Annotated in this window: 16 protein-coding genes and 3 pseudogenes; 9 read left to right on the top strand and 10 right to left on the bottom strand. The window is 58.7% G+C overall.

All coding sequences use genetic code 11. The annotated features are described in order from the left end of the window. Nucleotides 1–184: 184 nt before the first annotated feature. From AC25BC_RS28770 to AC25BC_RS28755, 4 genes are all read right to left on the bottom strand, one after another. Complete coding sequence (locus AC25BC_RS28770) at nt 185–736, bottom strand: hypothetical protein (protein ID WP_026157628.1); 552 nt, start codon at nt 734–736, stop codon at nt 185–187. Nucleotides 737–1,499: 763 nt separating this feature from the next. Then, on the bottom strand, nt 1,500–2,378 hold the full coding sequence (locus AC25BC_RS28765) for a DUF1236 domain-containing protein (RefSeq protein ID WP_003554240.1): 879 nt from the start codon (nt 2,376–2,378) through the stop codon (nt 1,500–1,502). A 99-nt stretch (nt 2,379–2,477) separates the two neighbouring features. Next, nucleotides 2,478–2,873 (bottom strand): DUF1236 domain-containing protein, encoded by a 396-nt coding sequence (locus AC25BC_RS28760; RefSeq protein WP_003554242.1) that lies wholly within the window; start codon nt 2,871–2,873, stop codon nt 2,478–2,480. 438 nt (nt 2,874–3,311) lie between these two features. Then, nucleotides 3,312–4,778, bottom strand: a complete 1,467-nt coding sequence (locus AC25BC_RS28755; protein WP_012763429.1) for a PAS domain S-box protein — start codon at nt 4,776–4,778, stop codon at nt 3,312–3,314. A 201-nt stretch (nt 4,779–4,979) separates the two neighbouring features. On the opposite strand from AC25BC_RS28755, the gene AC25BC_RS28750 reads away from it, so the two are divergent. Both AC25BC_RS28750 and AC25BC_RS28745 read left to right on the top strand, forming a co-directional pair. Further along, nucleotides 4,980–6,107: a PAS domain-containing protein gene (locus tag AC25BC_RS28750; protein WP_017996607.1), complete on the top strand. Its 1,128-nt coding sequence runs from the start codon at nt 4,980–4,982 to the stop codon at nt 6,105–6,107. Beyond that, nucleotides 6,104–6,529, top strand: a complete 426-nt coding sequence (locus tag AC25BC_RS28745) for a response regulator (RefSeq protein WP_128439021.1) — start codon at nt 6,104–6,106, stop codon at nt 6,527–6,529. The genes AC25BC_RS28750 and AC25BC_RS28745 overlap by 4 nt, the downstream gene beginning before the upstream one ends. Nucleotides 6,530–6,580: 51 nt before the next feature. Here the strand turns inward: AC25BC_RS28745 and AC25BC_RS28740 are convergent, their stop codons facing one another. Both AC25BC_RS28740 and AC25BC_RS28735 read right to left on the bottom strand, forming a co-directional pair. Further along, nucleotides 6,581–6,874, bottom strand: a complete 294-nt coding sequence (locus AC25BC_RS28740) for a DUF982 domain-containing protein (protein WP_128439022.1) — start codon at nt 6,872–6,874, stop codon at nt 6,581–6,583. Between the two features lie 64 nt (nt 6,875–6,938). Then, a pseudogene (locus AC25BC_RS28735) lies at nt 6,939–7,359 on the bottom strand (ATPase domain-containing protein); the annotation flags it as partial. Nucleotides 7,360–7,438: 79 nt separating this feature from the next. Here AC25BC_RS28735 and AC25BC_RS28730 point away from each other — a divergent pair. From AC25BC_RS28730 to AC25BC_RS28705, 6 genes and pseudogenes are all read left to right on the top strand, one after another. After that, nucleotides 7,439–7,582: pseudogene (locus tag AC25BC_RS28730) on the top strand (sensor histidine kinase); the annotation flags it as partial. Nucleotides 7,583–7,679: 97 nt separating this feature from the next. Then, a complete protein-coding gene (locus tag AC25BC_RS28725) occupies nt 7,680–8,081 on the top strand; it encodes a response regulator (RefSeq protein WP_003554251.1) in 402 nt (133 codons plus the stop codon). Between the two features lie 118 nt (nt 8,082–8,199). Continuing rightward, a complete protein-coding gene (locus tag AC25BC_RS28720; RefSeq protein ID WP_003554253.1) occupies nt 8,200–8,400 on the top strand; it encodes a hypothetical protein in 201 nt (66 codons plus the stop codon). A gap of 80 nt (nt 8,401–8,480) precedes the next feature. Further along, nucleotides 8,481–8,795, top strand: a complete 315-nt coding sequence (locus AC25BC_RS28715) for a hypothetical protein (RefSeq protein WP_003554255.1) — start codon at nt 8,481–8,483, stop codon at nt 8,793–8,795. A 38-nt stretch (nt 8,796–8,833) separates the two neighbouring features. Next, nucleotides 8,834–9,046: a hypothetical protein gene (locus AC25BC_RS28710; protein ID WP_085989719.1), complete on the top strand. Its 213-nt coding sequence runs from the start codon at nt 8,834–8,836 to the stop codon at nt 9,044–9,046. After that, nucleotides 8,997–9,326: a hypothetical protein gene (locus AC25BC_RS28705; RefSeq protein WP_164903004.1), complete on the top strand. Its 330-nt coding sequence runs from the start codon at nt 8,997–8,999 to the stop codon at nt 9,324–9,326. The genes AC25BC_RS28710 and AC25BC_RS28705 overlap by 50 nt, the downstream gene beginning before the upstream one ends. On the opposite strand, the gene AC25BC_RS28700 is transcribed toward AC25BC_RS28705, so the two are convergent. Together AC25BC_RS28700 and AC25BC_RS28695 are read right to left on the bottom strand one after the other, a co-directional pair. Continuing rightward, the gene (locus AC25BC_RS28700; RefSeq protein WP_003554259.1) at nt 9,320–9,583 is read right to left on the bottom strand and encodes a DUF982 domain-containing protein; all 264 of its coding nucleotides are present in this window, start codon (nt 9,581–9,583) and stop codon (nt 9,320–9,322) included. The two genes, AC25BC_RS28705 and AC25BC_RS28700, sit on opposite strands and share 7 nt — an antisense overlap. A 929-nt stretch (nt 9,584–10,512) precedes the next feature. Beyond that, nucleotides 10,513–10,900: pseudogene (locus AC25BC_RS28695) on the bottom strand (GNAT family N-acetyltransferase); the annotation flags it as partial. A gap of 463 nt (nt 10,901–11,363) precedes the next feature. On the opposite strand from AC25BC_RS28695, the gene AC25BC_RS28690 reads away from it, so the two are divergent. Further along, the gene (locus AC25BC_RS28690) at nt 11,364–11,576 is read left to right on the top strand and encodes a hypothetical protein (protein WP_128439024.1); all 213 of its coding nucleotides are present in this window, start codon (nt 11,364–11,366) and stop codon (nt 11,574–11,576) included. 471 nt (nt 11,577–12,047) lie between these two features. Here the strand turns inward: AC25BC_RS28690 and xth are convergent, their stop codons facing one another. Next, complete coding sequence (gene xth, locus AC25BC_RS28685) at nt 12,048–12,851, bottom strand: exodeoxyribonuclease III (RefSeq protein ID WP_128439025.1); 804 nt, start codon at nt 12,849–12,851, stop codon at nt 12,048–12,050. Between the two features lie 3 nt (nt 12,852–12,854). Beyond that, the gene (locus tag AC25BC_RS28680; protein ID WP_128439026.1) at nt 12,855–13,031 is read right to left on the bottom strand and encodes a DUF3606 domain-containing protein; all 177 of its coding nucleotides are present in this window, start codon (nt 13,029–13,031) and stop codon (nt 12,855–12,857) included. Nucleotides 13,032–13,274: the final 243 nt, after the last annotated feature.

The following is a 13,274-nucleotide window of genomic DNA, read 5'->3' as shown; positions in this document are numbered from 1 at the left end:
GCACCAGTTCAGACGTGCCGGCGCAGCGGTTTAAGGTTTTCACGGAAACTGGACGTCGGCGCGATTGGAGCGCTGTTTCAGCGTCCTGTGGAACTGATATTCGCGTGTAATTCCGCTTCAGGATTTCGACAAAAGCATCGGACATACCGTTCGAATGGAAGCGCAACTCTGTTGCGGCTGCGGATCAAAGCGGAGGGGTCAATGCCTCATCATCGAACTTCCGGATTTCAATTACTCCTAGTCCGGACTTAAGCTTGACCCCCCACGGCCCAATTCGCATTTTTACAATTCGTCCATCGTCATGCGTAATCCAAAAATCCACTTTAGAGACATGCGGTGCCTCATGACGGATAGCTGAATAGTGCTTTGCCGCGAGATCCGGGTGACTTTCATCACCCTTCAATACACAGTCAGTTATTTTTGGACCAAATCGGTCCGCTGGAACCCACTTTGTCTGTGGGTAACGGATCCATTGCTTTCGCGTTGAATCTTTCAGATAATTAGTACCTAACTGGGTTCGCAAATCGGCAATAAACACTAAAGATCCATCGTCCTGCTCGGCATAAGCCGTCACGCTCGACCGCGTAGCGTTCATGGTTGCCGCGTATGCAAGGTTGACGATTTCACAAGATGGGTCTTCGCCATTGTCACTGTTAGCTTCCGCCGGGTGAACTGCGCTAATGACGACCAAGGTCGCTCCCGCCAATCCCATCAAAAGTTCAGCAATGCACTTCATGAATCGCCCCATCTTGACGGCTTCATCATGTACTCAGATGACTCTGATGCAAAGCTAGATGAAGTGCAACGAAGCGGTGTGCCACTTGCACGTAGTCGGGTGGACTTTCGATTTGGTGGCAGCAACTCTGCGCCGTTAGGCGTCGTTCAAGCGGTTTGGGATGAGTTCCGCCTTCGCCCCATGGGTCTCTGTCTGGACATATCCTTCCCTGACATATTTCCCCACGCATTCAGGCATGGCATTCTCCGCGAAATCGCCCGCGGTCCTTGCCACAAAGCCCTGTTGCCTGTTCAGGTCCAGCGTTTTTGCCAGATCATCGAATAAACCTGGCCGGCAAGGACCACGATAAATAGTCGGAACGGGCTGGATGCTTGATTCCTCGAAGCGCGCCAGCGTCGGTATTGGCAGTTCGGCAGTCGCGAGAATGACGCCGCCCCTTAAACCCTATGGTCTACTTCACAAGATGATGTGCCAGTGGATTGCTGAGCACGACGCTCGGTCTCGCGCGCAAATGCGAAAAGACACCGGCAAGCCGTCGCCTCCGTCATGTGAGATGAGATCACCGACCTGTCGAACTGGCGGGGACTCAAACTCGTGCCGGCGGCTGATGGCCTGAAGACAGAACCAGGCCGCCGATAAGGGCGACAATGGCAACCAGGATGACGACTATGGGAAAGGTGGTCCCGATCCCTTGTCTTCATGGTGGATCATTGATCCCTCCTGCGGCCCCCGGCGGCGCAAGGACGCCGCCGGGAAGCGCGTGTTAGGCCTCGATGATGTAGACGATCGTGAGAGCATCGGGATCGACAATAACGATCCGGCCATCCGCAAGGATGAAGAAGCGGTAGCTTTCGTATTGCGGAACGATCTTCACGATGCGTGGCGGCAGCGGTTCGAGACGAACCTTCTTCGGGATCGTCGTTCCAACGGAAACCGTGAAGTTCACTTCCTTCACAGGTTCGACATGAACCTCTTTCACCACCTGGCGAATTTCGGTCTGCTGTTCAACGGAAATGTTGACGTTGGTCTTGGTGTTGGACGTCTGATTGTTCGTCGTGGCGTTGTTGTTGACGTTGGTTTCGGAAGAGCTTTTGTTGGTCGTGGACGTGTTCTGGTCGGTCGACTGCTTGGACGCATCGCCGCTTTGCGTGGTGGCGCCCTTGCCGGTGCCCTCCGCGGGCTTGGTTTCGGCGCTGCTCTTCGTGCCTGCTTTAGCCGAGCCGCTGGTATCGGTGCTGCCGGACTTGGCGGCCGGGGTCTGTTCGGTCGTGGTGCCACCGCTGGCGTCTTGGGATCCGGGCTTGGCTTCCGTCGAAGACTTGCCGGAGGAACTTCCGCTCGTCGAACTATCGGTCGAAGGCTGCTCGGCGCTCTTTTTCATGTCCGAACCCTGGTCCGATTTCTGCTGCGAAGATTGGCCCTTGCCTTGCGGGCAGGCACCCGACGCGTCGGGCGTGCAGTCGGTGCCAGTTCCGGTGGCCTTGGAGCCGGCCTGCGAAGTGGCGTCCGTGCCCGTCTGAGAACCGGACTGAGCCTGGCTGCCGCTCTTGGTGTCCTGCTGGGCTGCTGCTGGCAACGTGGCAAGCGGCGACACGCTGAGTGACAACGCTGCCACGAGCATGGCGAGATGGTTGCTTTTCATGATCAATCTCCAAAGTTTGGGCACGCGATGCCGCCCCGCATTCTCATGCGTCGCATGCTTGCCCTGATTGTTAAGCGGCGGCCAAAGCCGCCCGGAAGGTCACTGAATGACCTGGATGACCTTCCGAGAGGAAGGTTCGACGATCACACGCTGATCGTTAACGATAGCGTATGCGTACTTCGGGTCATCGGGAATGGGCGTGACGACCACGGTTTCCGGCAGAGGCTGTCCGACGACGACTTTCTCCTTCACCACGACGCGCTCGGTCGGGGCGGGAGCCTGTTGAACATAGGTCACCACCTTCTGCGGCGGCGGATCGATGACGCTACCCGCCACACCGCCAACGATGCCGCCGACAGCAGCACCGACCGGGCCGCCGACGACGGCACCCGTTGCGGCACCACCTGCTGCACCTGTCACCGTCGAAGACTGCGCAAAGGCAGAAGTCGATGCCAACAGGATGCTCGCGGCAATTCCTAGTGCCTTGATCTTCATCTGTTTTCCTCCTTGTATGTTTGATTCCGCTGGGGACCAAACCGCAGGATGGAGGAAGTGTTCCAGAAGTAGGACTTCAGACCGGGCCTCCTCAGACCTTGGTCCTAGCCCGCAGAACTCGGCAGCCTGTTGGGTTGGAAAGCGAAGCAGCATCCGGTCCTTGATTGGGGTTCGCTATGTTCTCGGGCGGCATGCCATGGCCGGCTAGAAAGCAGGTGGCAAAAGAGAAGATTCGAGAGGCCCACTCCAAAGACAGTTCGCAGCGCTTTTGCGGGAACAGCAGTTCGAGGTCACTGTCCCTGCCCCAAATTCGACCCCTGCGTGCGAAGCTGCCGATTGCGCCCGGTCGGGATCTGAAGGCGGCGTGAAGCCCGAGGCGCGATACGCGCCAGTCCCAGTCAACGGCAACCGGGACCCCTGGCCACCGGACGCCCGTTTTTAAGCAGAGGCAGCAACCTCGTGATCGGTGTCTGCCCATTCCACATCCAGAGGCGCGCTGATCAGGCAACGCAGGCCACCGTCGTCGTAAGCAAGTTCTGCACGGCCCTTGAGCTGTCCCGAGGACATCGCCTCGATCAAGCGCGACCCGAACCCCCGCCTTAAGGGAGGCTTAACTGGGGGGCCGCCGCTTTCACTCCACAGCAGTATGAGCGACGGGTCGGGTGAACCTTCCAACTTCCATGACACTGCGATTTTTCCGGACTCGGCTGATAAGGCACCGTATTTCGCGGCATTGGTGGCCAGCTCATGTACAATGAGCGCCAGCGCGACCACTGCTTTGGGCGAGATATTGAGATCCGGCCCGCTAATGTCGAGACGCTCCGCCGGATACGCTGACAGCGCCTCGGAAACCACATTTCCAAGGCTTGCCGCCTCCCAATTGCCATGGGTGAGCAAATCATGCGCTCTCGCCAGGCTTTGGAGCCTGGCGTCGAAAGCTGCCCTCGCCGCCTCGGCATCCGGCGCTCCCGCGAATGTCTGACGAGCGATCGCCGCAACCGTCGCCAAGATATTCTTGACCCTATGGTTCAACTCGGCGATCAGAACCTCCTGCACCCGCTCCGCTTCCTTGCGCGCCGTAATATCTCTCGCGATTTTCGAGGCGCCAACGATGCGTCCCTCTGCGTCATAGATCGGAGATACCGTAAGGGAGACGTCCAAGAGTTCTCCGCTCCTATGGCGCCTGATCGTCTCATGGGTCTCGATACGCTCCCCGGCCTTGATGCGCGCGATGATGCGCGCCTCCTCGTCCACGCGATTATCTGGAATAAGAACCGTCACCGACCGGCCGAGAATTTCGCTGGATGAATAGCCGTAGAGCTTTTCGGCTCCATCGTTCCAGTCGGTCACCATCATGGCGAGATCGATACCGAGGATTGCGTCTTCAGAGGAGGAAATGATCGATGCCAGGCGTTTGAGCTTAGCCTCGTAGCCGACCCGACCCGTCGTTTCGCTGACGATGCAAAAGACCGCCAGGACCCTGCCGTTTTCATCGAATACCGGCGAATAGGAAATATCGAAATAAACCGTTTCCGGCTTGTGATGCCTCTCGATATAGAAAGGCCTGTCCTTGGCGAAGACAGTCTCGCCGGTCTCCAAAACCTTGCGCAGCAGCGGCTCCAGATCATCCCACAGCTCGGCCCAGTTTTCCTTTGCCGGCTTTCCCAGCGCCGCCGGATGCTTTGCTCCAATCGTCGGTGCATAGGCGTCATTGTATATGGCGATGAATTCTGGGCCGCAGAACATGACGATCTGGGCACGCGAGGGAAGCGCTATATCAACCGCGCATCTGAGCTGGATCGGCCACGACGAAACCGGCCCGAGGCTGGTGTTTGCCCAATCATAGCGGAGGATGAGCGCGGCCAATTCGCCCTGATGGGGCACAGCGGGATTACTTTCGTGCATGAAACGGGCCTCGGTCTTTTCGTCATTCTTGAAAGTTCGCGGGCGGCAAGTCAACGGTGGAAAGGGAGCAAGACCGGCCAGGAGACATGTCGCTTGACGCGATCGCGGATTGAGATCGACTTAAAAAAAATCGAGGCGAATCCACTAGACTCCGTGGGGGAAAGCGCTAGGTCAAGTCTCCCAAACCTAGATCAACATCGCATGCAGGATACCGATCGATATCACAAAGAGGCTCGCCGCGCCGGCGACCGGCTGATTGCTAGGCACGTGAAGGAAGACCCCTTCGCGGCGGCATTCAAGGCGACGCGCATGCCGATGATCGTCACTGATCCCGCTCAGCATGATAATCCCATCATCTTCTGCAACGCGGCTTTCGAAAAAATGACGGGCTACTCGAATGATGAGCTCATCGGCCGCAACTGCCGCCTGCTCCAGGGGCCGGAGACAGACAGGCGGAGCGTAGGTTACATTCGCGACAGCGTCGCGCGAGGCCAAGACATCTCCGTCGACATCCTCAATTACCGAAAAGACGGCAGCACCTTTTGGAACGCGCTTTTCATCAGTCCGGTGCGCGATGACGAGGGAAGGATCATCTATTTTTTCGCCTCGCAGCTGGATTTCACAACCGTCAAAAGCCGTGAAGCGGAACTTGCATTGGCCCGACATCAAGCGGAAGAGGCAGTTGCAAGGAATATGGCGGAACTGAAATCGGCCCTTTTGGCAAAGACCCTTCTCATCCACGAAGTCGACCATCGGGTCAAAAACAATCTCCTGACCATGGCGTCGATCGTCAAACTGCAGGCGCGGTTCACGCAGGACACGGTCAAGAAGCAGACGCTGATGTCGGTGCTCAACAGGGTAGAAGCACTGAGTACCGTGCAGCGAAAACTTTTCACCCTCGACGACGTTGCCCGATTCGACGTCGCGGACTTCATCCGCGAGCTGGTCACCGACCTTGTCAGCGGCGTCGGACGGAATGACATCCGGCTGACGCTCGACCTAGCGCCGCTCCTCGTTCCGGCCGTCAAGGCGACACCCCTGTCGCTGATCGTCAACGAGCTCGTGGTGGACGCGGTCAACAGGGGTCTCAGCGACGGCGGCGGCGCGATCCACGTCGTCGTAAAACGGATGCACGGCCACTTTGTGATCCGGGTCGAGGACACGACGACTCCCGTCGAGCCGGACGCGGAAGCCGCCGAGTTCGGGCGGCTTCTCCTGGAAGCATCGGCCCGTCAACTCGCAGCCAGTGTCGAACGCAAGATCGAAGGCGACAAGACAGTGGTCGAGGTCATGCTGCTGATCGACGAACATCAGGAGAACGAGAATTGAAAGTCATGATCGTCGAGGACGAGATGCTGCTCGCCATGGAGCTTGAAATCGAGGTGGAAGCAGCCGGACACGAGGTCGCGGGCATCGCGATGAATAGCAGACAAGCGCACGATCTGCTGGCTGCGCAAAAACCGGATTTCGCTTTCGTCGACGTTCAACTGATGGACGGACCGACGGGAATCGAAGTCGGCCGCTCTTTAGCCGCTGCAGGCATTCCCTACGTCTTCGTTACAGGCAACATCAAGCGATTGCCGCCCGATTTCGTGGATGCGCTTGGCGCGATCGAAAAGCCCTACACGATGAACGGCATGAAAAACGCGTTAAATTACATCTCCGCCATCCTATCGGGAAACGAGGGGCCGGACATACCGCCAAATCTCGTGCTGGCCAACGATAGCCAGCCCCAGCCTGTCAACAACTAAACGAGGACCTACCTGGATTCCCGGGGCCCGACATTTGTGCATTGCCGCTGTCTAGGAGGTTAAGCTGCGGGGCAAGACCCCCTCTTTGGCCAGGGGGAGTTCGTCAATGTTTGCGAGAGCCCGTTCCTTGATGAGATACCGCCGAACATTTTCACGAAGGGAGTTCAACGGGAAAATCCCTTGTGCTGCCAGTCGGCGGGCTTTCACCAGCACCTCGTAGGTCATGCCTCGTCTTTCCGCCGGCCATTCATCAAGCAGGTCGAATAAGTCTTCCAGGCTTGCCACTTCCTGAATGTGGTGGCCCCGCTTAACGAAGAGCGGTCTGTCAAACAATGTGCTTGTCATCGCTGTCTCCTTTCTAAGCGTTTTGATCCCGACAATCTGGGAACGGTAAGTTGGATCTTCAAGCCTGAGCCTGGTGTGCCTTGAAGGCAATAAGTTCGCGGCGGCAGCGGGGCGAATCTCCAGAGATGAACCGAATTTCAAGCAAGCAGTCATAGACGAGACGGCGGGGCTTGTGTTCCTCGATGGCAGCCTCTCATTCAGCCTGAGATCGGAAGTCATGAAGATGCTCCGCTCATCAGCCTCATCGACCGAGCCAGGCCTCGCGAGTTCTTCGACACGAATGCCATCAAGCGTCCAGCCATGGGACAAGGCGATGGCGTTGAGTTCGGCGGCCGTCTGCGACAGCGCCACGTAGACGCAGCTTTCGGCCACTTCGACACCGGCGCGCAAAAACCGCGGTGCAGCAGTCGTCTTGCCGGATCCCCGAGCGCCCTGAAGCATATATAATTGGACGCGGGAAGGCCGCTGCGGAGGATTTCATTCAATCCTTATAATCCGGTGTTGACAACAGAGGGAGTTTTTCGTGTGGGCGTGGTCACCTTCCGTAGAATATCCGGGCGGCGCCCGCCGGTGCGGCCACCGACGCGTCAGGGATATGGAACACGCTATGTGGGCTCAGCACTGGTCTCGTTATTAGGCACGGCGCCGAACATCACGTTCGCCGCATCAGGCTTTCAGTGCAGCGCCAAGGGTCTGGCATCGCGGCTGCGTATTCGAAGAGCGTTTGAGGGTTATCGGCGATTTTCAGCGGAGGATGGATCCTTCCCGCCGCCCAAGTGTTACCGTGCTCGAGGCCATGCCAGAGATGCTGGCGGCCGGAACGGAGAGCGTTGAGGTGTCTGATATCGGCGCGGCGGTTCTTGTTGTTGAGGACGAGGTTCTCGTCCGCCTGGCCATCGTGATATCGCTCGAGGATGAGGGGTTCACGGTCTTCGAGGCCTCTGACGCGGACGCTGCGATAGAAATACTGAATGTCCACGCAGAGATCCGGCTGATGTTCACCGATATAGACATGCCAGGATCGATGGATGGTCTTAAACTCGCCGCGGCGGTACGGGACCGATGGCCCCCTGTCAAGATCATCGTGACATCAGGGCACCATGACCTAAGTGACGAGGTCCTGCCAGTCGAAGGCCGGTTCTTCAGCAAGCCATATGATCATAGTCGGGTTGTCGGCACCGTGAGAGAGATGGTCGCCGCCGTCTAAATGCGCGCGAAAACTCAATTGACCCAGATTGATTATTGACTCGCAGGGAGATGAGAACATAATAAGAACATAAGGCGCCGCGGCAGCCATTCTGAAAACCGAAGTACGGAGCACGGATATGCGAGAGCGGCCGATCGGCGAAGCCGTGGAAGACGATGAGCGTGCAAAGGTGATTGCCTACCACAGAGGCGATACGCACGCGGCCATAGACACCCTTCTGGAAGATATCCGTCACCTTCGCCGGCAGTTGGCATTGACCGAAGGCGCCATGAGCCGGGGCATGGCCCGCGGCTGGCGACCGAGCTACCATCGAGACTGATATGCCCAAGATCACCCATGAGCGAAAGCGACTGCGATGGCCGATCCGCGGTGTCGAACCCGAGACCAGGGCTGACACCTATGCTTGACCGTCCCCAACCAACGTCCGTGTCATTCGAAACCGCTCTGCGGGACTGGTGGTCGTCGCAGCCGCGGGCTTTCCGCGAGAGCGTTGGTCTGTCGGCCGCGCGCGCTTGCTTTCGCGCGGGATACACGGCAGGCAAGCAAACGACCGAACGGCGCTTCGTATTCAAAGCCGGCCGCATGCGCATCACTGTCTGGGCAGCGGGCATCATGGAAGCAAAGAAGAAAGCCGAAGCCGAGGCTGATTTCCGCGCGGCCCAGAAGGGGTGGCCGGTCCCGAAAGCCGGCTGGCAACTCCAGGAGGAAAGATAAGCGACACCGACAGACGGCCACTGACGGAAGCGCCGCGAATGCATGTCCACTATTGCGAGGAGAAGGGATGCGCCGAGTGGGGTGGCTGGGGCAACAGTCCTTCTCCGGCCGGGGCGACCCGCTGGTGGTGCTTCGAGCATTTCCCGCACAAGTCATACGAGCAGGAACAGGCACTCGGGCGGAAGCGGGAGGCGGCCGAGCGTGGAGATAGCGTTCAATGGTTGCTGGGCGGATCATCCGCGCATCTTTGACCATCGGCGACGGCGACACGGTAAAATGCGGCGGGCACAACATGCGGTTGCGGGAAAGGCGCTCCCTTCGTTTCTGCCATCGACCCGGCGGAATGTACGCGGAATACTGAAGGAACGGAAGCCGGCACTTGTCACCAAGGAGAGGCCAAAAGAGCTGCTGGCCGAGCGCGGGCTGAAAGTGATGTTCAGCGGCATGGACCCCGCGCATGCAGCGAACCGAGAGGGTTGTGTCACGAAAGGCGCCCGTGAACTCATTTCATTCGGCAGCGAAGCTCAGTGAACGACGGTGATCACCGGAATGCCAGCTTCGTCGGCGGCACGGATCAGCGCTTCTCGTGCGTCCTCGGCCGAGACGTCCCCATGAAGTGCATCCCGGCACGCCCTAATTGCCGTGAGATACTCTTCACCATCGTCGATGGGCCAGCAGGCCGTCAGCATATTGGCGGCCTCCCAAAGGGTTGCGACAAGTTTGTACTTTTCCGGCCCATTCACAACGAGCATCAAGGGACTAAACTCTCCGGATCTGTGCCATTTCATGACGTTAGGTCTCCCCACGATAAACATATTAGTAACCGTGCAAGAACCGTTCCGTGATCCCCTGGCATGCCAAAGCTCGTTTCGCGGGCCGCATAAGTGAGAGGACATAAACGCGCTTCGGGCGCCTTGGCATCGCCAGCGTCAGCTTGGGCCTTGGCAGGGTAAAACTCGCCAGCCTCCTCGCCCGCCATGCTGAAGCCAACAAGGCCGCCGACATGTTCGCGATGAAGTCGAACGCCCCGAATCATTCCGGAACGCCGACATCATCGAAATACCCCTTCATCCAAGAATGACCACGATTGCCCTTCGGACCAGCCCCTGCGCTGCTGCGTCGCCATGTTCACCATCATCAAGGCCGGCACCGATATCTCGATTGGCGAGCCATGGAGCCGCGGATACCATACTGCGTGCAGGATCCTCGGATCGTCTTATTCGTCTCTCCGCAAGAGCGCTGGTTTTTTTGACCTCGGACCCTTGCCGTTCCCTATCGAGGACTCGGTCAGTTCCCGAGCCCGTCGGCGGCGATCGGTTCGCTGCTCGAGAAAAGCATCTCTTCACGCCACCACCTCTTGAATAAATCGAGGGACACGCGAGTTCTCCCGGTTAGCAAGGAGGAAACCATGTCCGTGCCCAACGAGCCCATCGTTCCGCCGCCAGCGCCGCCGATCGGCAATCCCGAACCTGAGCGAGACCCTGGGGAGACTCCGCCGCCTATCGGCCCCGAGCCAGACGACGGCAACGATCCGATGACGCAAGCTCACGCCCAGGAGGCCCAACGACGCCCGACTTGGGGACTGCTCTGCCGCGGCGTTCAGGTGCATGCTGCTGACTGAGATCGTGGACGTGGGAGTGAGTTTCCCGGCCTTGGGTAGATCCGCTTGATCATTGCAGGCATAAGCGGGCGACGCTGCAAATCCAAAATGCTCTTAGAACGCGTTGGCTTCATCGAAGATTGCGTGAACCAGAAGGCCGCGATACCTCATGATACGGGCTGCCTATCCGGTACGCTGCACGCCTCCTGCAACAGCGCGGCTCCAATTCCTTTTCCCAGCCAGTTGCGATCGATAGCCAGACGGCCAGGACTGCCATGGGAACCGGGGTCGGGCACATGTTGCGCCGGATCGCTGCCGGCGCGTCCGCGACCGTCAGCGCTCCCGATGGGCAGTAGTATCCGACGACGCGCTCGCCCATCGCAAACCACATAAGTTCGCGATGCGCTGCTGACCTGATTGGCCCGCGACCGGCGCGCGGCCATTCATCGGGGCGGGTATGGGTATCAGTGGCGTTTTGCTGGTCATGGCCTTCTCCTTCAAGCATTACACCACAAACGCATACGACAATCTGTATCCACTTCTTGCCGTATTGCGGGGTGCCCAAAGGCTCCCTTTCAGCTTCCTTTGGACACGGGCGCTGATCCGAAGTCTGCCCATAGCCATAAAACGCGCCCCCAATGATGTGAAATGAAACGGCTACCAGACGACGTTTTAAACGTTCACGGAAGCAAACTGAGTGCAAGCCTCCATTCAAGATTTCACGATAGCGCCATTCATGGTTGACGATGGCGATCATGATCTGCAAGTCAATTCTGCTTGTCGCGTCTATAGGGCTCATACGCGAGGCGGCAACTATGCGCGTCTTAGGCTTGCATCGGCTACTTATTCTGCGGGCTTAAGAGTAGGCCGCTTTTGGTGGTGTCGACAGACCGGATTTCCGCAAGCTTTTTCGTCACTCGCCGAACAATAGATCTTCGTCGTCGTTAAGCTCCCGAAAGGAGTTTCCGATGTCAAAGACCACAAACGGCCTCAATGACCGCCCGAAGGATTCCACAATCGCCCAGAGCGGTCCCGGCCTTCCGGACGATTCAGGCCAACCCATCGAAGCGACCAACCAGGAAGTGGAACGTGTCCGCGCGAAGTTCGAAGGCGACGCCCGAAAGAAGCTGCAGGCGCAAATCGACGAGCAGGTCGAGAAGCCCCAACGCGGCACCGCATGAGTTCGCCGATGCCCGGAGCGTTCACTTCGATCAGCATATTCGCATTCGATCTCGATGATAGTGGGCAGCCGGTCCGGGCATGGGAAACGGTTTTCCACGGGGAAGAGGCAGGGGCTGTCGAAGAAGCTAGGGAGGCTGCAAGGACGCACGCTGGCGCCCTCGTCGTGAAACGGGAGGGACATCCTGCGGTGGGCGAAGTAGGCGATCCCGTCATACTCTTCCAGACCGGGAAGATCGGCGATTTCAACTAAGCAGGCGTCAAGTCCCGTCGTCACCCGGCCAATCGTTTGCGGGCTCCTGGAGCGGCGTCGTCGTCGGGCGGGTCAGGATCGCGTTCGAGCGCCTCGCGCAGGAGGCCCACCTGCTCAACGATCGCATTGAAGACGTCAAGCCTGCCTCGCGCCGTTCACCACGAAGCCGTCGACGACTCCGGCAGCTTCAGCGGATCCTTCCCTTACCAATCTTCATGGCTCACTTCGTCTTCCTCTTCTTCTTGACGAGCTCGTCCTGAAGCTCGATCCATACTGGGGCGTGATCACTGCTGTGGTCCCAGCCGCGGACGTGCTTGTCGACCTCCGCCTTCGTCAGCCGTCTGGCCGCCTCCGAACTTAGGATAAAGTGGTCGATGCGAAGGCCGGCGTCGCGCGCGAATGCGTTTCGGAAGTAGTCCCAGAACGTGTAGATGCGCTCGCCTGGATGCAGATGGCGAAGCGCGTCAGTCCAACCCTGCCCGACAAGCTTCTTGTAGGCCTCCCGGACCTCGACGCGGAAGAGGGCGTCGTTCGTCCAGCGTTCGGGTTTGTAGACGTCCAACTCGGTGGGCATGACGTTGTAGTCGCCGACGAGCACGACAGGCACCCCGAGCTCGAGCAGTTCGGCCGCGTAGTCGTGGAGACGGCGGAACCAGCGGAGCTTGTAGTCGAATTTCGGACCCGGATATTGGTTTCCGTTCGGCAAGTAGAGGCAACCGACTACGATGCCATCGACGATCGCTTCAATATGGCGGCTGTGCTCGTCCTCCGGCTCGCCGGGCAGACCCTTTCTAGTGAGATGCGGCTCCTTCCCCATGGTGAGGATGGCGACGCCGTTCCAGGACTTCTGGCCCTGCCAGACCGCCCCATAGCCGGCTGCCTCGATCGCTTTGATCGGGAACTTCTCTTGCGGGGCCTTCAGCTCCTGTAGGCAGACGACGTCCGGCTTGGCTTCATCAAGCCACCTCAGCAAGACTTCGAGGCGGCCGTTGACACCATTGACGTTGTAAGTCGCAAGCTTCACGGCTCAGTGCCGGCTTATTTCCGCCTCGACCTTTTTGCGAGAGTTCCCAGCCTTCTCCACGGCCCTATTGACCGTTTCCTTTGGAACGCCTTCCTTTTTCGCCTCGTAGCGAACCTCGTGATCCTGTCCGCCAGCGACCTTCGCGCGATCCTGAGCACGGCCCCTCGAAGTGGTTGCCATTTTCGTATCTCCTGATGATAACGGTCACTGGGAAACGGACACCGATTCAGGAAGTTCCGGCGTTCAGGCTGGTCTCGCCAATGAGCTGCACATTCTCGAGGCATGTATGCCATCGAATCGACACGCGGCAACGTCCACATCCTGGGACCGCGACAAGCTGATCGAGATCGCCGGCGGCTGCCGCCTTCAAATTCTCCGGCAGCTGTGGTCGCCGCGATCCTCTCGTCATGGGGATAAAGAACG

The sequence above is a fragment of the Rhizobium sp. WSM409 genome, from assembly GCF_057653825.1.
Note: the sequence above shows the minus strand (reverse complement) of the source record. Positions and strands in the feature narration are given on the sequence as shown.